The sequence below is a fragment of the Neptuniibacter sp. 2_MG-2023 genome (genome assembly GCF_030547495.1).
Lineage (GTDB): Bacteria > Pseudomonadota > Gammaproteobacteria > Pseudomonadales > Balneatricaceae > Neptuniibacter.
Genome location: NZ_JAUOQC010000012.1, coordinates 54,296 through 77,500, shown reverse-complemented (window position 1 = coordinate 77,500; position 23,205 = coordinate 54,296). Strand labels below are relative to the sequence as shown.

General features: G+C 42.6%; 18 protein-coding genes and 1 pseudogene. 8 read left to right on the top strand and 11 right to left on the bottom strand.

What is annotated here, in order from left to right; all coding sequences use genetic code 11:
* Positions 1–45: 45 nt before the first annotated feature.
* Positions 46–2,775 carry a DUF748 domain-containing protein gene (locus tag Q4486_RS12120; RefSeq protein WP_303519601.1) on the bottom strand — a complete coding sequence of 910 codons (2,730 nt, stop codon included), beginning with the start codon at positions 2,773–2,775 and terminating at the stop codon, positions 46–48.
* A 417-nt stretch (positions 2,776–3,192) separates the two neighbouring features.
* Here Q4486_RS12120 and Q4486_RS12115 point away from each other — a divergent pair, with 417 nt between their 5' ends.
* Both Q4486_RS12115 and Q4486_RS12110 read left to right on the top strand, forming a co-directional pair.
* Entirely contained in the window at positions 3,193–3,315 is a 123-nt protein-coding gene (locus tag Q4486_RS12115; RefSeq protein ID WP_303519600.1) for a hypothetical protein, read from the top strand.
* A gap of 260 nt (positions 3,316–3,575) precedes the next feature.
* Positions 3,576–3,866 carry a hypothetical protein gene (locus Q4486_RS12110; protein WP_303418167.1) on the top strand — a complete coding sequence of 97 codons (291 nt, stop codon included), beginning with the start codon at positions 3,576–3,578 and terminating at the stop codon, positions 3,864–3,866.
* A gap of 62 nt (positions 3,867–3,928) precedes the next feature.
* Here the strand turns inward: Q4486_RS12110 and rpiA are convergent, their stop codons facing one another.
* Positions 3,929–4,600, bottom strand: coding sequence for a ribose-5-phosphate isomerase RpiA (rpiA, locus tag Q4486_RS12105; protein WP_067863047.1), 672 nt, complete (start codon positions 4,598–4,600; stop codon positions 3,929–3,931).
* A gap of 162 nt (positions 4,601–4,762) precedes the next feature.
* On the opposite strand from rpiA, the gene ilvA reads away from it, so the two are divergent.
* On the top strand, positions 4,763–6,280 hold the full coding sequence (gene ilvA, locus Q4486_RS12100; RefSeq protein WP_303519599.1) for a threonine ammonia-lyase, biosynthetic: 1,518 nt from the start codon (positions 4,763–4,765) through the stop codon (positions 6,278–6,280).
* 14 nt (positions 6,281–6,294) lie between these two features.
* On the opposite strand, the gene Q4486_RS12095 is transcribed toward ilvA, so the two are convergent.
* The 5 genes and pseudogenes from Q4486_RS12095 to Q4486_RS12075 form a co-directional block, all read right to left on the bottom strand.
* Positions 6,295–7,230, bottom strand: coding sequence for an RluA family pseudouridine synthase (locus tag Q4486_RS12095; RefSeq protein ID WP_303519597.1), 936 nt, complete (start codon positions 7,228–7,230; stop codon positions 6,295–6,297).
* Between the two features lie 8 nt (positions 7,231–7,238).
* Positions 7,239–7,739, bottom strand: coding sequence for a hypothetical protein (locus tag Q4486_RS12090; protein WP_303418174.1), 501 nt, complete (start codon positions 7,737–7,739; stop codon positions 7,239–7,241).
* Between the two features lie 190 nt (positions 7,740–7,929).
* Positions 7,930–9,327 (bottom strand): TRAP transporter large permease, encoded by a 1,398-nt coding sequence (locus Q4486_RS12085; protein ID WP_303418176.1) that lies wholly within the window; start codon positions 9,325–9,327, stop codon positions 7,930–7,932.
* Positions 9,327–9,908 (bottom strand): TRAP transporter small permease, encoded by a 582-nt coding sequence (locus Q4486_RS12080; RefSeq protein ID WP_303519595.1) that lies wholly within the window; start codon positions 9,906–9,908, stop codon positions 9,327–9,329. Before Q4486_RS12080 ends, Q4486_RS12085 begins: the two co-directional genes overlap by 1 nt.
* A 174-nt stretch (positions 9,909–10,082) precedes the next feature.
* Positions 10,083–10,942: pseudogene (locus Q4486_RS12075) on the bottom strand (DctP family TRAP transporter solute-binding subunit).
* Positions 10,943–11,493: 551 nt separating this feature from the next.
* Here Q4486_RS12075 and Q4486_RS12070 point away from each other — a divergent pair.
* On the top strand, positions 11,494–13,104 hold the full coding sequence (locus tag Q4486_RS12070) for a methyl-accepting chemotaxis protein (RefSeq protein WP_303519594.1): 1,611 nt from the start codon (positions 11,494–11,496) through the stop codon (positions 13,102–13,104).
* Between the two features lie 115 nt (positions 13,105–13,219).
* Here Q4486_RS12070 and Q4486_RS12065 read toward each other — a convergent pair whose 3' ends face one another.
* Together Q4486_RS12065 and Q4486_RS12060 are read right to left on the bottom strand one after the other, a co-directional pair.
* A complete protein-coding gene (locus Q4486_RS12065) occupies positions 13,220–14,584 on the bottom strand; it encodes a sigma-54 dependent transcriptional regulator (RefSeq protein ID WP_303418183.1) in 1,365 nt (454 codons plus the stop codon).
* Positions 14,585–14,605: 21 nt separating this feature from the next.
* Positions 14,606–16,861, bottom strand: a complete 2,256-nt coding sequence (locus Q4486_RS12060) for an ATP-binding protein (RefSeq protein ID WP_303519592.1) — start codon at positions 16,859–16,861, stop codon at positions 14,606–14,608.
* 137 nt (positions 16,862–16,998) lie between these two features.
* On the opposite strand from Q4486_RS12060, the gene pyk reads away from it, so the two are divergent.
* Positions 16,999–18,435, top strand: a complete 1,437-nt coding sequence (gene pyk / locus Q4486_RS12055; protein WP_303418187.1) for a pyruvate kinase — start codon at positions 16,999–17,001, stop codon at positions 18,433–18,435.
* Positions 18,436–18,567: 132 nt separating this feature from the next.
* Positions 18,568–20,172 carry a glutamate--cysteine ligase gene (gshA, locus tag Q4486_RS12050; RefSeq protein ID WP_303519589.1) on the top strand — a complete coding sequence of 535 codons (1,605 nt, stop codon included), beginning with the start codon at positions 18,568–18,570 and terminating at the stop codon, positions 20,170–20,172.
* 71 nt (positions 20,173–20,243) lie between these two features.
* On the opposite strand, the gene fliL is transcribed toward gshA, so the two are convergent.
* Positions 20,244–20,648, bottom strand: coding sequence for a flagellar basal body-associated protein FliL (gene fliL, locus Q4486_RS12045; RefSeq protein ID WP_067863081.1), 405 nt, complete (start codon positions 20,646–20,648; stop codon positions 20,244–20,246).
* Positions 20,649–20,911: 263 nt separating this feature from the next.
* Between fliL and rsd the strand changes: the two genes are divergently transcribed.
* A complete protein-coding gene (gene rsd / locus Q4486_RS12040) occupies positions 20,912–21,385 on the top strand; it encodes a sigma D regulator (RefSeq protein ID WP_303418193.1) in 474 nt (157 codons plus the stop codon).
* Between the two features lie 10 nt (positions 21,386–21,395).
* On the top strand, positions 21,396–22,373 hold the full coding sequence (locus Q4486_RS12035; RefSeq protein ID WP_303519586.1) for a WD40 repeat domain-containing protein: 978 nt from the start codon (positions 21,396–21,398) through the stop codon (positions 22,371–22,373).
* An 86-nt stretch (positions 22,374–22,459) separates the two neighbouring features.
* On the opposite strand, the gene Q4486_RS12030 is transcribed toward Q4486_RS12035, so the two are convergent.
* On the bottom strand, positions 22,460–23,173 hold the full coding sequence (locus Q4486_RS12030; RefSeq protein ID WP_303418197.1) for an FKBP-type peptidyl-prolyl cis-trans isomerase: 714 nt from the start codon (positions 23,171–23,173) through the stop codon (positions 22,460–22,462).
* Positions 23,174–23,205 lie beyond the last annotated feature (32 nt).

Here is a 23,205-nt window from a genome sequence, read left to right as displayed (position 1 = left end):
TTCAAATACCTAACTATTTGAACTGTGGGGCGCTTACTCTAAGCTTTATAATCCTAAAGTTACTTGTGGCTTCTCTTTAGTTTGCAGATCAACTTTAGGGTAACAGCTAAATAATCGCTCTATATCAACCCCCTGTTTATCTGAAAGCTCGCTCTTAACCGCATCGCTACGCTCCTGCGCTAAAGCTTGCAAAGCGGGTTCTAACTCAAGTAACAAGATCTCCTCATCTACAGGCTTATCCCGTTCTTTATTCTCAGCCTGTAACTGCTCCCATATTGCAGGCTTATCCGCAATAACAGCTAAACCGCAAATATTCATACGCATCCCTTTACGCTCATTCATCATCTCAGCCAATTTAGCCATATAAAGTTTTGATTCGGATGATAGCGTCGTTTGCGCAGGGGAGAAAAAGACAGGCTGCAGCTTAATAAATGAACCTTTATCTTGAGCATCCATCACCATCTGGCTAATAGAAATCAACGCGCCAAAAGGTTGAAGTGCTTTAGTTAGATAACCCATAGCTGCATTTTTAAGCCCTTTTCCTGCCAGCTTATTAATAACCGTCTGATAACCAAATTTAGGGTCATCCAAAGAGCCATCTAAAGGTATTTGTAGATCAATATTATTATCATTATCTTGAAGAATCATGATGGCGGTGCCTAAAGGCATAGATACTTTTTTATCGAACTCTCCGCTACGTTTATTGTTACGTGCTTCCACCTCAAGCTTGTTTAGACGAATATCTGAATCTCCATCTAACTTCCGATCTTTAATTGAGCCTTTAGTGGTCAATGTTAGTTGACCACTTTGTAAATAATAACCGGTATATTCTAACGAATAAGGGCTAACTTCTGGTAACTCAAGCCCTTTAATCACCGCATCCCAATGACCACCGTAATTGCCACTAAAGAGCTCCATCGCCCCTTTTGCAGTAATCGTAGAAAACTTGCTTTTGGCTGCTAACTCAAAACTCGTTTCACCTTTCGACCCTGTATCTAAAGACCGCAGATTAATTTTGCTAATATCAAGTTTTGTTTTAAAAGCGGGTTTTACACCCTGATCAACAACACTGACCTGATTGTTGCCGGAGAGTAATACTTGATTAAGTTTAACGCGAAAAGGTTTGCCACCCGCTGCTGTACTTTTAGACTCGGAATCCCCTTTGCTTGATGGGACATGAGCCAACAACCAATCTAGATCCGACAAGCTACGCGTAGACGTTAAATGTAAGCGGGTTTGACTATCATTTAAAAGGAGCTGATTAATACTAAGGGTCTGTAATTGGTTTAGCTGGATTTTTTTCGCACGAATACCCTTCCACTGAGTGAACACCCCTCCATCCCCAGCCACTTTTAACTGTTCAGTGTTCAGTTCAGCTAATGTCATCTGATCTAAACCCTGTAAAGAAGCTGACGCCAGAGTTAACCCTTTTACTGAAACAAGCGAGTCACCGGATACTGATAGGTCAACATCTGTTACATCCAGTTTAGGTACAGATAGTTGCAACTCAGGTAAGTTTTCAGCTTCAGATCCAAGTTTATGCTGCAATGATGCCGATGCTAGCGCGACACCTTTAATCGAGATCAAAGCATCTGCCGCAGATAAACCAACATCCGTTAAATTTAAGCTGGGTACAGACACTTTCCAAACATCCATATCTGCTGTTTCAGCACTGGCAGTAAGATCTAGAGCATCTATATTTACAGCCTGATCCGCTTGTGAAAGCTTTAATTTACTCAGGTTAAGGGCTAAATCAGAGACGTTAAGTTGTTTTAAACCCTGCAGGTTAATCACTGAATTTAACTGCAGGTCATCTAATGACAACTGACTTCCAGCCTGAGTTAAATTTACCCCTTTAACTGCTAGTTTTCCCTTAGTATTTAAGGACTTTAATTCGCTTTTGAGTAACGCCAGATTAACGCTACCGCTCCACGCTAAACTTTGCTCATTGATCTTTAAATCGTCTTGCTCAAAGGCGAGGTTACGTACCCGTATAGATCCATTCTGCACAACATTAGTTAAATGGCTGCCTATATTACTCTGCGCTTTAATATTTAAATCAAGGTCTATATGGGCACGAAGTGTCGGTAAAAAGACCCCTGTAACACTGTGCAATGGGAAGTTTTCTAATTTAACTTTAAGCTCTGAGCTCTTCTCTTCAGGTAAAGGTAAAGAACTAGAAGAGAGAGTTATTGGTGCATTGTTTAACTTACCATCTAGATCAATAGAAACGAGCTGATTCTGATCCCATAGATAAAAGTCAGCAACACGACCCGTCTTTAATTGCAGCTGATGCTTCTGACCTGCTATATCAGCAGACCACTTAATATCAGTTAAGCGCAATTCAGCTAAACCAAAGCTCCAATTAGATGGTTCATCATCGGTTTCCTCTTCAGGCTCTGCAGGACTATCGCTCTGCGTTAATCCATTAAGATCAATAGGGCCCAACCACAGACTTTCACCCTGCTCACGAAGACCTAGATTAATACCCATTAGCTCAACAGCAGTTAATACTATCTTTTCATCTTTTAATTGCGAGTAATCTAAATCAACGCTGAGCTGATCAACCACTAACGCCGGTTTATCTGGCGCTGATGCTTTAAGTCCATCAATAAGGATATGACCGGTAAACCAGTTAACTTTAATTGCCTTTAATTCCGCTTGCTCTGCGCCATTATTTAACAACCAAACAACAACCTGATCTCTAACAAGATAAGGCACACTGTGAAACAGTAAAGCAAGAGTAACAATGGAGATAAGAAAGAAACGCAACATAATTATTTTTCACTCATTAATCTAACGCTAGTCTGTTCATCATAATAGAATTTTATGAATAGGAGCCTAACGTTCTATAAAAAAATCAATATATTAATCACTAACAGATCAGATCTTGTCAGCTAACGCAAAAACCTCACAAAAAGTAATGATATAGCACCACTATTAAGTGCTAATACACCAATATAAATAACCTATTAAATTTTAAACAATCCTGTTAAAATCCCGCGCAATTGGCGAATCTACTATAGACCACCAAGACAGTTCTATGCACATTAACACGGTTTTAGCCGTTCTCTACACCCTGCCAAAAGAGGCCCTTAAGGGCTCAGGCTTAAAATGGGTTGAAGTAATCTCTATTGATTTACTTCACAGAACAGGCTGGCATCGTTATATCTTAAATTAGGGGTGACTATCATGGCAGAACATAACGAAGATTTCCGCGACTCCTCTGGCTTCTCTTGGATCATTATTAACTTAATAGCTATGGCTTGGATTACTATGCCAGCAAGCATTGCTGTTAGCCGAATGACGTTCTAAGCATTATAAGCAACTGATAAAAAAAGCATTAGGCTGCTTTTAAGAAAGCAGCCTAATATTCCCGCCTTCGCTTATATATCCTTCTAAGCTCCACAGCTCTCTGTATATCCTTAGTATCTCAACACTAAAAGAGACGGATAGTTTGCTTAAAAGCAGCCAACAGTAAGTCCTATTTAACCTCACCGTAATAAAATCTTAATATCATCTGTAACCGGTTTATCGACCTTAACTATAGATTGAACCGAGCACTTTGGAGCCCCATGGAAAATATAACCCCTATTGCCATTTTACTGAGTTACTGGCTGACCATTGGCCTATTGGCAAAATGGTGCGTAAAAAAAGAACAACCAACTTACGTTGCTTTTGCCATAGGAGCGATTACCTGCGTTATCAGTGCGGGGCTAGTCTTGGGCATATCAAGCATCTATCACGAAAAACTGATGCTGATAAATAACAGCCTAGCAATGACCCTATTTCTTTTTGCAGGACTTGCGATTATGGGGGGTTGGCGCTGTACCGATAGAGTAAAAAAGGCAAGCCGATCAGAATAAGTTATCCATAACAAAAAGCCCCGCAGATGCGAGGCTTTGAGCTATATAAGAGTGCCAGCGAGTTATAGAGTAATTGTCTCTACACCCGTCTCTGTGCCCATCAAGACGACATCAGCACCACGATTCGCAAACAACCCGTTGGTCACTACGCCAACAATGTTATTTAGCTGCGTCTCTAGTTCTTTGGCATGCATAATTTCCATATCATGGACATCCAAAATCAAGTTGCCGTTATCAGTAACAAAACCTTCCCGCCACTCAGGCATACCATCTAATTTCACGATTTCACGTGCCACATAAGAACGCGCCATAGGGATAACTTCTACCGGCAACGGAAAAGCACCGAGCACTCCCACCTTCTTAGTACCATCCACAATACAAACAAACTCTTTCGCCACAGCAGCAACAATCTTCTCGCGAGTTAATGCGCCACCACCACCTTTAACAAGGTTTAAACCGGAGTCAAATTCATCCGCACCATCAACATAAACGTCCATTTCAGAAACAGAATTAAGATCAAACACCTCAATACCATGTCCTTTTAGGCGTTCAGCAGTCGCTTCTGAGCTTGCAACAGCGCCATCAAACATATGCTTTATTTCAGCGAGTGCATCAATAAAGAAATTTGCAGTAGAGCCTGTACCTACACCAACAATACTCTCTTTGCTTAGTTTAGGTTTGATGTATTCTACAGCAGCATCGGCAACTGCTTTTTTCATCTCATCCTGCGTCATGATTGGCACCTGTGCTTAACGGGCAGTTAAAACACCCGTATTTGCTAATAAATGTTAATTTCTGCGTAAATTATACGCTGCATCGCCTCCATCGTGTAGACGCAATACCGCTTTGCCTTTACCATTTCTACCCTATTTGGTTTTTCAGATGAAGTTATCCCTATGCCAGACCGTTATATAAAGAAAATTTTAGAAGCCCGCGTCTACGATGTAGCTATAGAAACCCCATTGGATGAAGCCAAAGGGCTCTCTGAACGTCTGGAAAATCGAATTCTACTTAAGCGTGAAGATAAGCAACCCGTTTTCTCATTTAAGATTCGTGGCGCTTACAACAAAATGGCTCAGCTCTCTGAGAAACAAAAAGCATGCGGTGTTGTTGCCGCCTCCGCGGGCAATCATGCGCAAGGCTTGGCAATGTCAGCTAAATACCTCGGTGTTAAAGCAACCATCGTCATGCCAAAAACCACACCCGACGTAAAAGTAAATAATGTACGTCGCTTAGGTGGCAAAGTAGTTCTGCACGGAGATGCATACGACGATGCGGCCAGCTATGCCCAGAAACTCGTCAAAGAGAAGGGAATGACCTACGTCCATCCTTTTGATGACCCTGATGTGATCGCGGGCCAAGGCACCGTGGCAATGGAGATTCTGCGTCAAGAATCAGGCCCTATAGATGCGATCTTTGTTCCTGTAGGCGGGGGCGGTTTAATCGCAGGTATCGCTGCCTACGTTAAGTACCTTCGCCCAGAGACAAAAATCATTGGCGTCGAATCTGAAGACTCCGCTTGTCTAAAAGCTGCATTAGATGCCGGTAAGCGCGTTACACTGGATCAGGTAGGCATTTTTGCTGACGGTGTTGCTGTTGCCATCATTGGTGAAAATACCTTTGAGGTTGCCAAAAAGTATGTCGATGAAGTAATCACTGTATCGACCGATGAAATTTGCGCAGCGATTAAAGATATCTATGATGACACCCGCTCTATCTGCGAGCCGGCAGGCGCCTTAGGTGTCGCGGGTATGAAGAAATATGTTAACCGAGAGAAATGTTCAGATAAAACACTGATCGCTATAGATTCTGGTGCGAATGTTAACTTTGATCGTTTACGTCATATTGCAGAACGTTCTGAACTGGGCGAAAAACGTGAGGCGATTATTGCCGCCCGTATCCCTGAGCAAGCAGGAAGTTTTAAAAAGTTCTGTTCAGCCTTAGGTAAACGTAATATCACCGAATTCAACTACCGCTATAGCGATGATAGCAATGCGATTGTTTTCGCAGGAGTGCAGCTAACACCCAACAGCAATGACCGTACTGAACTCCTCACTGAACTCCGTGAACAAGCTTATGAAGTTGAAGACCTAACAGATAATGAGATCGCCAAACTCCACGTTCGTTATATGGTGGGAGGGCACTCACCTGACAGCCTTAATGACGAGGTTATTTATCGATTTGAGTTCCCGGAACGTCCTGGGGCACTGATGAATTTCCTTAGCAAACTAGGTGGTAAATGGAATATTTCCATGTTCCATTACCGTAACCATGGCGCAGCTTACGGACGCGTATTAGTTGGCATGCAAGTCCCCAACGCTGAACGCGACCAAGTGGGTAAATTCCTATCTAAAATCGGTTACAACTACTGGGAAGAAACGGACAACACTGCTTACAAACTATTCCTTGGCTAAATCAGGAGAATTAACTACAGGTGCGAATAGGCATCTGTAGTAATTTCCACCTTTTCGTCTGGTAGTGACAGAACAACCTTAACCGCTTCTAATCGCTGATAGGGACTGCTTAGACATTGATAATCCAATGCTGAAAGCCCCTCTGTTAATCGCTGAAGATAATACCGCCCTTGATGAGCATATATTTTATCACCCAAAATGGGATGACCTAAGTAGGCTAATTGAGCTCTAATTTGATGTTTACGCCCAGTACATAATTCACACTCAATCAGCGTATAGCCTGCTTTACGCTGCAACACTGTAAATATTGTCTTACTGTATTTAGGCTTTTTAAAAAGATCAGCACTATCTGGTTCAACAACGTATACCTGACTACGAATTAAGCTACCCTCTTTTTCTGATAACTCACACTCAAACCGATGAACATCCCAGCTTGGTTCACCACTTACCCACGCATGATAAATTTTTTTTATCATCAACTGATTAAGTTTAGGCTTCCACTTTCGATCAGCAGCCCGATCTTTAGCAAGCAGAATCACCCCCGCTGTTTCCGTATCCAAGCGATGTAGTAATTGGCACTGATCGTAGACTGTTTCACGCCGAGCCAAAGAGATAAGTGTGTGGTAAAGATTGCGCGTGGTACGACTTACAGGTAAAAGGTGAGGCTTATAAAGAGCAAGTAGCTCTGTATTTTCCCATAGTAGTTTCCAGCGAGTATCGACAACCTCCTCCTGATGCTCTGGCAGGAAAACGGTCACCTTTTGCCCAGCATCTAAAGCTTGATTTAAAGAAGCCGGTTGATTATCAATAAGAATACGATGAGAACTAAACAGATCGGCTAACTGTGCGCCGTGAGCATCAACTAAGCGGTGATGCAAAAACTGGAAAACTGAACGCTGAGCAGAAAAAACCCTGAACGTTAAGGAAAACTCATCAGATTCAGGAATCATGTTTGCCGTTAAGGCATCTCAGGCGAGTGCTCAAAACTCTGCCCAAAAAAAGCTTGTAAGGTAAACAGAAATAACGATGTCACGCCCCAAACTAAACCGGTAACAACGCCTAAATCGATAATCCCTCGCCAAGGCTGCTCAAGCTGATGAACAAGAAGAACCATCCCGACAATCCCTAACGTCAAGCAATAGGTCACTATCATCCTTTTACGCACAATGGAGAAAAAGCCCATACAAAACAACGGTGCTAAGAACACTCTCAAGGGAGAGACGTTCTGAGAAAGGTATAAAATACGTGCAGCCACCCGCGGAGCCCAAGCTTTTTGGAATCCACGATAACCTTCAGCAAACCCCATAAAAGCAATACAAACGGCCATCGCCAACCAATGATACCAATTCAGCTCATATGCAAAGGTTTGCCAACCTATCGAACTTAACCGATAAATCGCACTGCCTAACAATAAACTGATGCCGGTAATACCCCACAGCGCTGCTAAATAACCTAACACCCTAGTATCTCTTTTCTGCCGTAAATAGTTTGAACGGCGGATTATACCTGTTGCAACACGAACTGCCCAATAGTGCTAAATAACAAAGTAGCACTAAACAAAAAAAACCACCGCAAGCGGTGGTTAAATGCACTAATCAACAGATTAGAAATGGGAAGTTTTAAGGGAAACCTCCCAGGGACGAGATTAATTAATAACCATTTAATTGGTCGATATATTCTGGCAGGAATAATGATATCTGAGGAACATAAGTAATCAGCATCAAGAAACCTAAGAGCAAACACAACCAAGGTAGGCACGCCTTGATAACCCATATCATGTTTTCCCCGGTTATCCCGGCTGTGACAAAGAGATTGAGCCCCACCGGCGGGGTCAGCATCCCTATCTCCATATTCACCACCATAATGATGCCTAAATGGATAGGATCGATACCCAGCTTCATAGCAATCGGGAACAAGATAGGCGCCATAATCAACAAGATTGCTGAAGGCTCCATAAAGTTACCGGCAATCAATAACAAGATATTGACTACGATGAGGAAGCCCCAAGCAGGTAAGCCCCAAGCAATAATTTGCTCAGCAATAGTATGAGGAATACGTTCTGTCGTCAGTACATGAGCAAACAGCATTGCGTTGGCAATGATAAATAGCAGCATCATTGACACTTTAGACGCATCCAGCAGCACTTTACGCACTTCTGGATCACTGATGGACTTAGGAATGGCAATAATCATCTGCACAGAGTTACGTACCGCTGCAGCAATGATATTCTCTCCCGACTTCAGCCAAGGAATGCCTTTCATAGGACCTATATCTCGGTACCCCATCACAGCAATAAAATAGCCATAAACCGCCGCAACAGCCGCAGCTTCAGTTGGCGATGCCACACCACCGTATATAGAACCTAATACGATGATAATCAGCATTAAGCCGCCTAAAGCAATCAAACCCGATTTAGCCAGCGCTTTAAAACCAGGGAAAGGCTGAGAAGGCAACCCTTTAACTCTCGCTACAATATAGATAGCGATCATCAAAATAAGACCCATCATCAAACCTGGAAGAAAGCCCGCCATAAACATGCGCGATGCAGATACTTCTGTAGCTGCAGCATAAACCAGCATCACAATCGAAGGCGGTATCAAAATACCTAAAGTACCCGCATTGGCAATAACGCCCGCAGCAAATGCTTTTGGATAGCCGGAACGCACCATGCCTGCGATACAGATAGTACCTATAGCCGCCACAGTGGCAGGCGATGAACCTGATACGGCTGCAAACAGCATACAAGCCATAACCGATGCCATCGCTAAGCCGCCTCGAATATGACCAACAGTATCAACTGCAAAGTTAATCAATCGTTTAGCAACACCACCCGTTGATAGGAAGGATGAGGACAAAATAAAGAAAGGTATAGCGAGTAATGTATAGTGTTCTGATGTCGCTTCAAATAGCTTCAACGAGATTGAAGCAAGGGAATCATTTGAAAACAACAGAATCGTTGTTACAGAAGATAAACCTAGAGCAATAGCGATCGGCATACCGATCAACATGCAGCCAAAAAGCATGATAAATAACACGGCAATAGTCATTATTTATCCCCCTCTTTAGATACTTTCTGGGGCGGCTCATCACCAAGCGCTGTCTCTTTTAGCTCTTTAGCGATCTCCATAGACTCTTCCGCTTCATCAGCAAAATGAAAACCATCCGCTTGATTAGTCACAACCTTCCAGCCTAACTGCAAGAAACGAATAATTAGCAAAACAAAACCAATGACAAGAATACTCATAGGAATCCACTTAGGTATAGGTAGATCCTCCAACTCAATTCCGATCATTTTCATCTTGCTTAGGTAGATCCAAGAACCGTAGAGAAACAGCCCGCAATAAACCAAGCATAATGCTACGGCCACTAACGTAATAAAACGGTGTGTATTTTGAGGTAATAGTTTTACGAACACATCAACACCGATGTGAGCACCTACTTTAACGCCATAAGAGGCACCAAAAAGGACAAACCAAGCCGCAAGAAGAAGCGTTACTTCCTGCGCCCAGTGGATGCCTGCATTAAAACCAAAGCGAGCAATTACTTCAGCAAAAACAAGCAAGGTCATTGAAACTAGAAGCGCAGATAAAAAGCCCTCTTCCAGCTTAGTTACGAGATTACGTACCATAATGGCCCCCGTAGCGACTCACGTCGTTCGATTAGAATAGTTAGGTGAAACAACATTCACAGGACAACTCCAATAAATAATATTGGTCTGTCTGAAGCTCTCCTCTGAATGTGGGAGAGATAGATACCGGGTAGAAGGAGCGAGGTTCCTACCCGGTGAGAGTCCCAACTTATATTAGTTGTTAGACGCTTCGGCAGCTTTGATTAGATCGGCACCGATCTGATCTTCAAACTTTTTCCAAACTGGCTTCATCGCTTCAACCCACTGAGCGCGTTCAGCGTCAGAAAGTGTTAGCACTTCAGAGCGTTTAGAATCAATAATCTTCTGCTTATCAGAATCCGCTTTCTGAGCAGCAATAGTATTACCATGCAGAATTGCTTCATCTAGCGCTTTCTTAACTTCAACTTTCAGATTGCTATCCAAGCCCATCCAAAATTCAGCAGAAGTTACCACTAAGTAATCAAGAACACCGTGGTTCGATTCTGTGATGTACGGCTGTACTTCGAAGAATTTTTCGAGTAGATGTTAGACCATGTATTTTCTTGGCCATCAATCGCTTTAGTCTGAAGTAATGTGAATACTTCGGAGAATGGTTTTTTCAATGGTACGGCATCAACCGCTTCAAACTGCGCCTGAAGTACATCAGATGTCATGATGCGGAACTTTTTACCTGACGCATCACCTGGTACTTGTAACGGGTTGCTTGAAGAAAGCTGTTTCATACCATTATGCAGATAACCAAGACCGACAAGGCCCTTCTTCTGCAAAGCGTTCAATAATTTCTGGCCTTCTGGACCGTTCTGAAATTTCTCTACCGCTGCCATATCTTTAAATAGGAACGGAAGGTCAAAAATCTGAAGCGTTTTAGTGTACTTCTGGAATTTAGATAGTGAAGGCGCAGCCATCTGCACATCACCTAACAACATAGCTTCAAGTACTTTGTTATCACCAAAAAGCTGAGAGTTAGGGAATACTTTTACTTCAACCTTACCAGCAAGACGCTCATCAATAAGTTCTTTAAACTTAATTGCCATCTGGCCTTTAGGTGTGTTTTCAGCAACTACGTGTGAGAACTTAATCTCTACTGGAGCAGCGGAAACCGCTTGCGCTCCAAAAGTTAAAGCTAGGGTAGTGACTGCAGCAGTCAGTAAACGCATGTGAAATCTCCTGTTATGGGACTTTTATTTATCGTTTTTGTTTTTAAATTCAGCGCTATTCCGCTTTTTTTTACGCAGACTTGTCTGAATCTATACACCCAATACAGCAAAAAGAAGGCCAACTCAGGTAAAAAAGCATATCTCTAAGCTGGAGAACCCATAGTTACTAATATAAATAGATAATCTACGGTTTACCGAAAGCGCTACTCTTACGCCAAAAGTGGCGGATAATCACACATTCAAACAAATTTTAAGGCGGATACTGACCCTTTTTGTGAAACAATGGTGGGCGCAAAACCTTTTCCTATAGTTGTTTGATCTGCATCTATCTTATTGAGCTATAAGCGGTATACGAAAATATCACTTCACCTTAGTATAAATATGCAGCTAATATGATCCCTGAACCTATGAAAAACAGGAGCTAGAGTGTGAAACTAGATGGCCTTTCAATTCAAACAAAAGTAAACCTCTCATTAGCGGCTGTTTTTCTTATTATCTTAGTCAGCTCCCTAACCGCCATCTATAGAAGTGAATCGGGACTAGTTTCAGAAGTGGTAAAAAAGAACACCAGCGATACAGCAGATTCCTATTTTGACAGTATAAATATACTGATGCTCAGCGGCGCAATGTCGAATCGTGAAACACTTCAAAAAAAGATTTTAGCCAACCCCGATGTTTTAGAAGCACGAATTATTCGCGGAGATATAGTCGCCAATGTCTATGGTCCAGGCACTGCGGATTCAAAAATTGAAGATGAGCTTGATCGTAGGGCAATGGGTGGCGAACATATAGTTGAGGAGATCAATGACACGCAAGGACACCGTCTCACTATTATTACTCCCATGAAAGCCCTACCTGATTACAAAGGGACCAATTGCTTACTCTGCCATCAAACGGAAGAGGGTAATGTTTTAGGTGCAGTACGCGTAACCTATTCTTTTGAAAATTTAGACAACACCATTCGTAGCAATCTAATTAGCGTTGCCGTCACAGAACTAGTGCTCTTCATTGGCGGGCTCATCCTTATCAGTTTACTTTTGGGTCACCTGGTTATCCGCCCTGTACGCAAAATGGGTGACACTATTAATACCATCCATAAAGATTCTAACCTTAAGCTCAGAATCGAGGTCAATTCCAAAGATGAGATAGGCACGATGTCTAACTCTCTAAATGTCATGCTGGAAGATTTCCACGGCAGTTTAAGCAAAGTAAGTTCCACCGTTCACCAACTAAGTACATCAAGCACCTCGATTAATGATATTGCCGACTTAGCGAATAGCGCTGTTCATAGCCAACAGGTACAAACCGATGCGGTTGCGGTTGCAATGGAACAGATGGAAATATCCACCCAAAATGTAGATACGAATGCCAGCAACACAGTTTCAGCTTCTGATATGGCATTAAAACAAAGCCAAGAAGGCACCCTCATCACAGAGCAGGCACTGAATGCTATCGAGCAGCTAAAAAATAATATTGATCGAGCTCTCGAAGTTATCAATAAACTTGACCAACAAAGCCAAAGTGTCGGCACTGTTCTTGAGGTAATTCAAAAAATAGCAGAGCAAACCAACCTCCTCGCACTTAACGCCGCAATCGAAGCAGCACGCGCTGGTGAGCAAGGTCGTGGCTTCTCCGTAGTTGCAGATGAGGTGCGTACTTTAGCCAGTAAAACGCGCTCCTCCACGGAAGAGATCAATACCATTATCGAAGAACTGCAAGAAAATGCTAAAGACGCAGTAACGGTCATGGATCAAGCACATATTAGCGCTGAGGCGGGTGTCACAAAAGTACAAGAGACCTCTGTGGCTCTTACAAAGATCTCTGACGAGGTACGTAGGATCAACGATATGAACCATATGGTTTCATCTTCAGCAAAAGAGCAAACAGTGATGACGTCTAGCGTAGATACAAGCGTCCAAGAGATTGCTCGAACAGCTGCACAAACCTCATCCCGTGCTGGAAAACTAAATCAAGTGGCCCATGAACTGAATACTTTAGCTGGGCAGCTCGAATCTATGGTGCAAAAATTTAAACTTTAAAAATCCTACAAACCAAAAAGCCCCTAAATCTAAATGTTATAGGGGCTTTTTAGTATATGGGATCTCATAAGAGCAATCTAAGTCAGTACAAACAACTTAGTTTCACCTATTCGAGCTATTTAAAATCTTTCTTATCTAGGCCATATTTCTTCATTTTGTCGTACAGTGTTTTTCTTGGTAGGCCTAAACTGATTAATGTTTCTTTGATAGATCCTCCACAACGAGATAACTCAGCTTGGATCAACATACGTTCAAATTGATCTACTTTATCAGGCAAGGTCATATGGTTGCTTGCGTTAACATCAGTAATCGGCCTATTTTCAAAATCGAATGAACAGCTCTCCCCCAGTAATACATAGCGTTCAGCCAAATTACGCAACTCACGCACATTGCCGGGCCAATCATGCATCATTAAACTATGCATCCGTTCAGGGGATAATAAAGGTACCTCTCGGCCATATTGAGAAGATGCGATTAAGGCAAAGTGTTGAAATAACATGCCAACATCATCTCTACGCTCACGTAAGGCTGGAATATCAACCCGCACTACATTTAAGCGATAATACAGATCCTCTCTAAATTCACCTCGCTCCGCCGCTTCCTTTAAATCCACTTTAGTGGCCGCGATTACACGCAGATCCAGAGGGATAATCTCATTCGCGCCTAAGCGCTCTATCGACCTATCTTCCAATACCCTCAATAACTTAATCTGCAAAGTCATCGGCATGCTCTCTATCTCATCGAGAAATAGAGTACCTTCATTGGCATATTCAAATTTTCCGATCCGTCGAGCCTTGGCATCGGTAAACGCCCCTTTCTCATGCCCAAAAAGCTCAGACTCAATTAAGTTTTCAGGGACGGCTCCACAGTTAATCGCAACAAAATTTTTATCACTCCGATGGCTATGCTCATGGATATAGCGCGCGAGCAGATCTTTCCCTGTACCTGTTTCACCTAAAATCAAAATATCAGCAGGGGTATCCGCGATGGTATGCACTAAGTTTCGTACTTGGGCGATAGGTCCTGTTTTACCAATAATCCGAGGACCCGGTACACTTTGCGCTTCGAGTTCCTGCTTTAAACGACGGTTTTCAATAATAAGATGGCGCTTTTCTATAGCTCGACGCACCACATCAAGCAACAGCTCAGAGGAAAAAGGTTTTTCTATAAAGTCATAAGCACCATCGCGCATAGCACTAACGGCCATAGATATATCACCATGCCCAGTAATCAAAATAACGGGCAGCGTGGCATCTAAAGCCACCACTTGCTTCATCAAATCTAAACCATCTATACCGGGTAGATTGATATCGGTAATTAAAATCCCTGGCCAATCAGATGTAATAATACTCAACGCTTGCTCGGCTGTTTCTAGCGTCGTAACGTCATACCCTCCAAGCTCTAAAGCCTGCCCCGCTGCCAAACGGATATGCTTCTCATCATCAACAAGAATAATGGGCAGGGGACTCTGATCACTCATATAAGATTCCAACTATCTATTTTAAGAAATAACATTATCAGGTGCTTGAGCTATAGGTAAACAAATCTTAAAGACAGCACCACCTTGGGGATGATTCTCTACTGATAATTGCCCTCCCATACTTTCAATAATTCGGTAGGAGATTGATAGTCCTAAACCTAAACCTTGCCCTGCTTTTTTTGTTGTATAAAACGGTTCAAAAACTCGATTTAAATCATCTTCAGGAACCCCTGGTCCATGGTCTCTCACCAGTAGAACCGTCCACTTTGGTTCGTTATATAGTTCGATATCAACCACGGGGGCTTGCTCGCTTTCCATCGCCTGAAGTGCATTACTGATCAGGTTCACTAGCACTTGCTCTAAACGCACAGTATCACCCATTACATAACTATGATCTAAGTCATGTGGCCAGTTAACTTGGGCTTTAACCTTATTAAGGCGGCCATACATTATCGACATCGCCCCATCATGTACGTTTTTAAGACAAACAGGTTCAGCATTTCCTGACGTTTTTCGTGAGAACTCTTTCAATGGATGGATAATTTTAGCCATCCTTTCCGTTAATTTACTTATCTCATTCAAATTCTTTTCAGCCGTATCCATACGCCCGAGCTTAAGAAAAGCCTGCGCATTATCAGCATAAGTACGAATAGCCGTTAGCGGTTGGTTAAGCTCATGGTTAATACCTGCTGACATCTGCCCTAATACCGCCAGCTTTGCCGTCTGAATCAACTCATCTTGTGTATTCTGATGCTTTTCAACCTCTTCCAACAGCTTTCTATTCGCATCGGTTAGATCAGCCGTTCGCTCTTCAACGCGGTGTTCAAGAAGCTCTCGCGCATGCTTTAGCTCCTCTTCATACTGCTTACGTTGCGTAATATCGTGGATCGTGACAATAAACCGTTTAATCGCACCATAGTCCATATGCCCAATAATTAATTCAATTGGAAAGACCGAACCGTTTTTACGTAAACCCCGCGCCTCGGTGAATAACTCATCTTGGCGGTCCTCATCTGATGCGGTCAGATGTCGCCAGCAGATCGCTCTATCTTCTTGGGCTAAGAGTTTACTGATATATGCAGATCTAACATTGACCTCATCATATCCAAATAGCTTCTCACCCATAGAGTTCATGCTTTCAATCCGCCCTTGAGCATCTAAGGTAATCAAACCTGCTTGGGTATTATCAATTATTGCCCTAACTCTCGCTTCATTCTCCTCGAGTGCTTTTGTTTCAAGTAATTTAAAACGTGCCCGCTCCCGGGTAATACGCTGCCGAGTCAGTAATACCATGATCAACAAAACTAATGCGATAAAGATAAACCCTATAGTCAAAGCGGTATAAAACATTTTAACTTTGACAGATTTTGTACTCGCTAAGACAACAACCGTAAGACCGCTATCTTCTAAGTCTCGACTTTGTAGAAGAAATTCTTTCGCTTTAACCCCGTCTAAGGCTTCGTTATTGATCCTATCCCCATCCACCAGTGTGACGAGTGTACCGCCCTCTTCGCGCTCTTTTTTCTCAATAATATCTAGGGCTGTTAATTGATGATCTCCGTACCTTAAACTTTCGGCTATTCGCTGAATCGCTTGTTGAGATAAAGGTTTAAGAGTTCGAAACTTCCAGTCGGCCTGAGTTGATATAAAAATCACCCCATCTTCATCCGTCACTAAGATATCTAAATCAGGATCCGTCCAATCGGACTCAATCTCGTTTAAATCAATTTTGACAACAACGACACCTATAATTTGGTTATGTCTATAAGCGGGAAAAGAGAAGTAATAACCTCTTTTTTTCGAAACAGAACCTAACGCAAAATAACGCCCAGCCTTTCCTTCCATCGCATCTTTAAAGTAGGGCCTAAACGCATAGTTCTTCCCTACAAAAGAGCGCTCATTCGCCCAATTGCTTGCAGCAATAGTCATCCCGAGGTTATTCATCAAATACACATCTGCAGCATTGATCGATTGATTAACCTGTTCCAGATAGATATTAGCCCGCTGTGTCGATAAATTATCCGGCCACTGAAGCGCATCGGTCAAAGTAGAATGAGATGATAAAAGTTTAGGTAGGTCTTTATAGCGATCCAGTTTTTGCTGAAGGCTCAGGATATAACGATTTAAATCGGCACTAGAACGATGCTGCAGTTCATCCAGCCCCTGAGTACGACTGATTAACGTTGTTTGCACAACAACAACGACAAAAGTAGAAACCAGAAAGGTCACGAATAGTAATCGGTAACGACGCCAAGTTGTCGATAAAATATGAGACATAAATTTATGGCCAGTAAGGTTATCTGCTCGTTTATTAAAGCTCTTTTTATACTTAGTATCGAGAAATACTTAATTCGTACACTTAGTAGCACTATACTAGAGTCTAATGTTTCTCAAATACGGAGCAAATTTTTCTCATGTTGAAACGTACAAAAATTGTTGCCACTTTAGGCCCATCCACTGACCAGCCTGGTGTATTGGAAGAGATTCTTCGTAATGGAGTAAACACAGTCCGCCTAAATTTCTCCCATGGCAGCGCAGCAGATCACCGAAAAAGAGCCAGCGACGTTAGAAAAACTGCACGTAAATTGGGCTTATCCATCGCAATACTTGGTGATTTGCAAGGTCCGAAAATTCGTATTGCTCGTTTCAAAGATGATCGCATTACTCTTAAGAAAGGTGATCAATTCACATTAGATGCACAACTCGGCAACCAAGATGGCGACCAACAGCAAGTCGGAATAGATTATAAAGCGCTTCCAGAAGACAGTTCGGCTGGAGATATTCTGCTGCTAGATGATGGCCGCGTGCAGCTCAAAGTTTTGAGCATTGATGGAAGCCGAATTCTGACAGAAGTTATGATTGGCGGCCCTCTTTCAAATAATAAAGGCATCAACCGTCAAGGCGGAGGCCTTTCTGCGGCCGCCCTAACAGAAAAAGACCGCAGAGATATTAAAGTTGCTGGCGAAATCGATATGGACTACATCGCCGTATCTTTCCCTCGTAATGCAGAAGACCTACACGAAGCCCGTAGATTATTGGATGAAGCAGGAAGCCGTGCGGAGATAATTGCTAAAATTGAACGTGCAGAAACCGTTGCCAGCAATGAAGCGCTCGATCAAATTATCCTGGCTTGTGATGGGATTATGGTTGCGCGTGGTGACTTAGGGGTAGAAATTGGTGATGCGGAGCTTATCGGTGTACAAAAACATCTGATTCAACGCTCCAGGGAACTGAACCGCTTTGTCATTACAGCAACACAGATGATGGAGTCTATGATCGAAAACCCAATGCCTACCCGTGCAGAAGTTTTCGATGTTGCTAACGCTATTCTTGATGGAACCGATGCCGTCATGCTGTCAGCAGAGACCGCAGCAGGTAAACACCCTATAGAGGTCGTTAAATCAATGACCTCTATATGCCAAGGCGCGGAGAAACACCAAATAGCACGCCCAATGGAGACAAATATCTCCATGAAAATGGAACGTTTTGACGAAACTATCGCACGGTCTGCAATGTATACGGCCAACCATCTCATCGGTGTAAAAGCGATAATCTGCCTAACAGAATCAGGGTCTACTCCATTATGGATGTCACGTATCCGCTCGGGCCTACCTATATTTGCGCTGACTCGCAATGAAAGAACTATGCGCCGCACCGCACTTTATCGAGGTGTTGAACCTATCTTCTTTGATGCAACCCAGATCAGTGAAGATAAACTTAATACCGAGGTCCTTGCAGGCCTAAAAGCGCGTAATCTCCTCCAAACCGGCGACCTTGTTATCCTTACCCGTGGCGCAACCTTAGGGAAAGATGGCGGCACCAACTCAATGCAGGTATTAAGCGTATCCTGAGCAATTTTCATTGGAGCAGGTATTTTCTTTACCTGCTCTAATGAATTATTTCATTTAAATCCGGTCAATATTGCGAACAATTCGTTTCATTGCAGCAATTTAGCGTTTGCTCAATTATAATGCCCCCCTTCAATGAGTGACTTAAAGGATCAGCGTTTGTCTTCCACAACATCCTATTCCCAACTACAGCAGAAGCTCAGCTGGTTAAAAGAAAGCGGCCACGTTAATTTATTAACTCAGCTTCAGCATGGTTTAGAGAAAGAAGGTTTACGTGTAGATCTTGATAAAGAACTCGCACAAACTTCTCACCCTGTAGCCCTTGGGTCTGCTCTTACTCACGAGTATATAACTACGGATTATTCTGAGTCGTTACTGGAATTTATTACCCCAGTCTTTGAACAGTCATCTGATGCATTACAATTTTTGGCGGATCTACATCGCTACACCTACCAAAATTTGGACGAAGAGCTGATCTGGCCAGCCAGTATGCCATGCCACCTTTTAGATGAATCAATAATTCCAATTGCCCGTTACGGCGATTCCAATGTAGGGAAGATGAAATACATCTATCGCGTAGGTTTAGAAAACCGCTACGGTAAGATGATGCAAACCATTGCCGGTATTCACTATAACTTTTCAATGCCTACCGACTTTTGGCCGATACTCCAAACCTACATGGGCGATAGTGGCTCCCTGCAAGAGTTCAGATCAGCCTCCTATTTTAGCCTTATTAGAAACTTCCGCCGCTACTCTTGGTTGTTAATCTATTTATTTGGTGCATCACCTGCGCTTTGTAGCTCTTTCCTAAAAGGGAAGAAACACGCACTAGAGAGCTTATCAGGAGATACCCTCTATCTGCCTTATGCAACCTCTTTACGCATGAGTGATTTGGGTTATTCCAACAAAGCACAAGCAGGCCTTAATATCTGCTTTAACCACTTAAATACTTATGCAAGCTCACTGAACCGAGCGATCCGAACACCCTACAAACCTTATGAAAGCTTAGGTGTTAAGGTCGATGGGCAGTACAAACAGTTAAACGCTAACATACTGCAAATTGAGAATGAATATTACAGCGATATCCGTCCTAAGCGTGTTACACAATCTGGCGAAAAGCCTGTACACGCATTGATTGCTCGCGGCGTGGAATATATCGAAGTTCGTAATACCGATATAAATCCATTTTTACCTCTAGGTATAGATCAATGCCAAGCGGATTTCTTAGACACCTTCTTGCTAACCTGCCTTCTAATGGAAGAAAGAGAAATTAGCACCGAAGAGTGCGATCAGATTAGTGAAAACCACCAGCGCGTTGTTAGCCGAGGCAGAGAACCAGGATTAACTCTTCTCAAAGATGATCAGGAGATCGCTCTACACCAATGGGGTAGTGAACTATTGCTAGAGATGCAACAAACAGCCGCTCTATTGGATGAAGCTTACGGAAGTACGAACTACGTCCAATCAGTACAAGAGCAACAAAAGAAATTAGACAATCCAGAACTCACTCCTTCAGCACAAGTGCTAAAAGTAATGCGTGAGCAAAACCTAAGTCATAGCGAATTTGTTATGCAACAAGCCAAATTGCATAAACAAACGCTCTTATCTGACCTTATTGATCAGAACATGGAAGTTAAACTGAGAGATATGCAAGGTGACTCTCTGCAAGAACAGCGTGAGATTGAAGCAACTGACAGCCAAGATTTCGATAGTTACTTAGCTGAATACATGTCAAATTAAGGGGCTATATCTTGGAATAAAAAAATGCAGGCTTAGCCTGCATTTTTTATTCTAACGAACAATATATAAGCTTACTGAACAACAAAGCTGGTAAAAAACAGGTCAGACACAAAGCTCTCGCTTTCTTCTGCAATAAGAACATCCTGTACGACTTTCAACGCTTTTTTAGCCAATATATTTTGTGCTTCAATCGTCCCAACTGTTTCATCATTTTGAGAACTTAACAAAAAGACCAAATCATTTCTGATTTGCGGCATGTGAGCATTAACCGCATGGTGTGCCGATTCACTCGAAACTTGAATTGTTACTTCGCATTTAAGAAAACGAGGTTTACCTACACCATCCAAGTTCGTTGTGAATGACTTCAATTCGATATAGTTCACATAATCTTCAACTGTTTTCTCTGTATCACCTTCAGCCCAAGCCAACTGCACAGAAAAAACCAATACCATTAATAAAGCCAGTCGTTTAAACATTTATCGCCCCGTAAAATCCAACAATATTCCGAGTATAACCCGCTCAGGTAATGCCCAACAGCCGCTCTGGAGAATATTTTCACTCAAGTACAGAAAAATAGCACTGGAACATGAAGCGACTCAATAAAAATGCGTTTTTCAGACAACGGCTGTTGCGCCTTGAAACAGCTTAGGAATATGATGGTTAAACCAAAGAGCGAAAGTATTGTTACAAACTTATTCTTATATGACTGCCTAAATTAAAGGCAGCAAAGGAGCGCATAATGTTAGAAAAATGTAAGAGCGCTAAGGAACGTTGGGGCGGTGTCAGCGAAATTATTGATAATTGGTTAGAGGGACGGCAGCGATTGATCAGCCTATTTGTCCATCTACCTGAACAACCAATCGATGATGAACTCAATCTACGTGTTCAAACCTTCTGCCAAGTAATGATGGATTACCTCTCATCTGGACACTTTGAAGTTTATGAACAGCTACTACTTGAAGGCAGTGACTTCGCTGACGGTAGTTTAGAAGAGGGTCAAGAACTCTTACCTAAAATTCAGGTAAGTACGGATATTGCCCTAGACTTCAATGATGATTTTTCGACTTTATCTGAGCCAACCGTACAGACAATCAGAGAGTTCTCTGAGAATTTATCTAAACTCGGTGAAGCATTAGAGGAACGTTTTGAGCTAGAAGATAAGATGATCGCTGTACTGCATACTTCTCATCGAGATGCGGTAGTGACTGAGTAAGGATTAAATCATGCAGCCTGTCGTAAAATCTGTTCTAGTCGCTAGTGGTTTACTCGTCCTTGCAGGGTGTGACAGCGGCGATGCACCCTCAGCATGGAAAGAGTACGCCCTCCGAGGGGCGTACACGGCAAGCATATCCACAGAAGGAACCTACAGCGTGATCGGCTCATTCGATCACGGTGGAAGTTTATGGAAACTCGACAACCACGAGCGTCTCTACAATTGGAATCATCGGGCGAATACACCTTCTATTATTGCGGCGACCGCCTTCTCTCCTGAAGAGAGCTATGCCGCCACAGCGGACCAACAGAATCTTGTTCTTTGGAGCCTAAGCACAGGTCAGGCAGAAGGGTTCTGGAGCTCTCCAGCCGAAATCATGCAAATGGATCTATCACCCAATGGCAATTATGCTCTTTTAGGATTAGCTAACCATACTGCCGTTTATTTTGATGTAAAAAGAGGTGGGGTTAAACGAACATTTCGCCATGATGCAAGAGTAAGGAGCGTCGATCTAAGTGATGATGGTTCTTTAGCATTAACGGGATCAGACGCTTACAAAGTCAAACTCTGGAGTGTTGAAACTGGCGAACTACTACAAGAGTTAACCTTAGGAAATGTAGTCGATACCGTTGCTCTTTCACCTAATAAAAAAACCGCCTTTAGTTCAGGTAGTTTGGATAAAGCGATTATCTGGGATATTGATTCAGGTAATGAAATTCATACCCTGAGCAACATCGCTAGTTTTTCTCAAAAGAGAATCAGCTATCTCAGTGCCCGTTTTTCCCCTGACAGCCAGCAACTACTCACAGGCACCGCCTCAGGTTTAGTGCAATTATGGGATGTAAACACTGGGGAAGAGTTAAAAAGCTGGAGAGTTCACCGCAGAGACGCCTACGGCCCAGTGCAAGCTGGAGTCTATGCCGTTGGCTTTGGCCAAGGAAAATATTATGCCCTTGCCTCTAATGGCATAATGAACGAACTGAAATAACGGTTCAATAAAAACACCGCGCACTGCATAACAAAAAAGGCCGCAAACAATGTTGCGGCCTTTTTTATCTATCCAAAAAGAAGAGCTTACTTAGCTTCTTCTGTTGCTTCTTCAGCTTTCGGATTAATTTCAAGTAACTCAACTTCAAAGATCAGCGTTTCGTTCGGTCCAATTGCACCGCCCATACCACCGGGTCCATAAGCAAGTTCAGATGGAATAACTAAGCGTGCTTTACCACCCTCTTTAATAAGCTGTAGACCTTCAGTCCAGCCTGGGATAACACCATTCAGAGGGAAAGAAACGGGCTCATTACGGGAATAAGAGCTATCAAACTCAGTTCCATCAATCAACGTACCACGGTAATGAACTTTTACTATATCTTCAGCCGTTGGCGTTTTACCTTTACCTGCCGTTAGTTCTTGATACTGCAAACCAGACTTAGTTGTTACAACGCCTTTCTTTTTACCGTTCTCAGCTAGGTATTTTGTACCTTTATCTAGATTATCTTGGCTTAGCTGATCAAATTTCTTTTTCTGTTCTGCAACTTGACGCTCTTGGAAGGCTTTCATAACCTCTCCAACTTGATCAGGTGTCAGCTGTGGCTCTTCACCAGCATAAGTCGTTTTAGCTGCAGCGATGAAGGTATCAAAATCAAGATCAGAAATTGTTTTAAGTTGCTCGCCTACCATTAACCCAACACTGTAGCTAACTTTCTGCTCTTCAGTTTCTAGTTCTACTGCTGTAACAGCTGGAGAGATTAACGCGGCACTAAGAGCAACCGCTAATAAAGTTTGTTTCATCTGTTCTTATCCTTATTTATTATTCACTGGAA

Bases quoted from the DNA above. Each gene is read 5' to 3' on its own strand.
- Q4486_RS12120 (WP_303519601.1), bottom strand. From the start codon at position 2,775: ATGTTGCGTTTCTTTCTTATCTCCATTGTTACTCTTGCTTTACTGTTT.
- Q4486_RS12115 (WP_303519600.1), top strand. From the start codon at position 3,193: ATGGCAGAACATAACGAAGATTTCCGCGACTCCTCTGGCTTCTCTTGG.
- Q4486_RS12110 (WP_303418167.1), top strand. From the start codon at position 3,576: ATGGAAAATATAACCCCTATTGCCATTTTACTGAGTTACTGGCTGACC.
- rpiA (WP_067863047.1), bottom strand. From the start codon at position 4,600: ATGACGCAGGATGAGATGAAAAAAGCAGTTGCCGATGCTGCTGTAGAA.
- ilvA (WP_303519599.1), top strand. From the start codon at position 4,763: ATGCCAGACCGTTATATAAAGAAAATTTTAGAAGCCCGCGTCTACGAT.
- Q4486_RS12095 (WP_303519597.1), bottom strand. From the start codon at position 7,230: ATGATTCCTGAATCTGATGAGTTTTCCTTAACGTTCAGGGTTTTTTCT.
- Q4486_RS12085 (WP_303418176.1), bottom strand. From the start codon at position 9,327: ATGACTATTGCCGTGTTATTTATCATGCTTTTTGGCTGCATGTTGATC.
- Q4486_RS12080 (WP_303519595.1), bottom strand. From the start codon at position 9,908: ATGGTACGTAATCTCGTAACTAAGCTGGAAGAGGGCTTTTTATCTGCG.
- Q4486_RS12065 (WP_303418183.1), bottom strand. From the start codon at position 14,584: ATGAGTGATCAGAGTCCCCTGCCCATTATTCTTGTTGATGATGAGAAG.
- Q4486_RS12060 (WP_303519592.1), bottom strand. From the start codon at position 16,861: ATGTCTCATATTTTATCGACAACTTGGCGTCGTTACCGATTACTATTC.
- pyk (WP_303418187.1), top strand. From the start codon at position 16,999: ATGTTGAAACGTACAAAAATTGTTGCCACTTTAGGCCCATCCACTGAC.
- gshA (WP_303519589.1), top strand. From the start codon at position 18,568: ATGAGTGACTTAAAGGATCAGCGTTTGTCTTCCACAACATCCTATTCC.
- fliL (WP_067863081.1), bottom strand. From the start codon at position 20,648: ATGTTTAAACGACTGGCTTTATTAATGGTATTGGTTTTTTCTGTGCAG.
- rsd (WP_303418193.1), top strand. From the start codon at position 20,912: ATGTTAGAAAAATGTAAGAGCGCTAAGGAACGTTGGGGCGGTGTCAGC.
- Q4486_RS12035 (WP_303519586.1), top strand. From the start codon at position 21,396: ATGCAGCCTGTCGTAAAATCTGTTCTAGTCGCTAGTGGTTTACTCGTC.
- Q4486_RS12030 (WP_303418197.1), bottom strand. From the start codon at position 23,173: ATGAAACAAACTTTATTAGCGGTTGCTCTTAGTGCCGCGTTAATCTCT.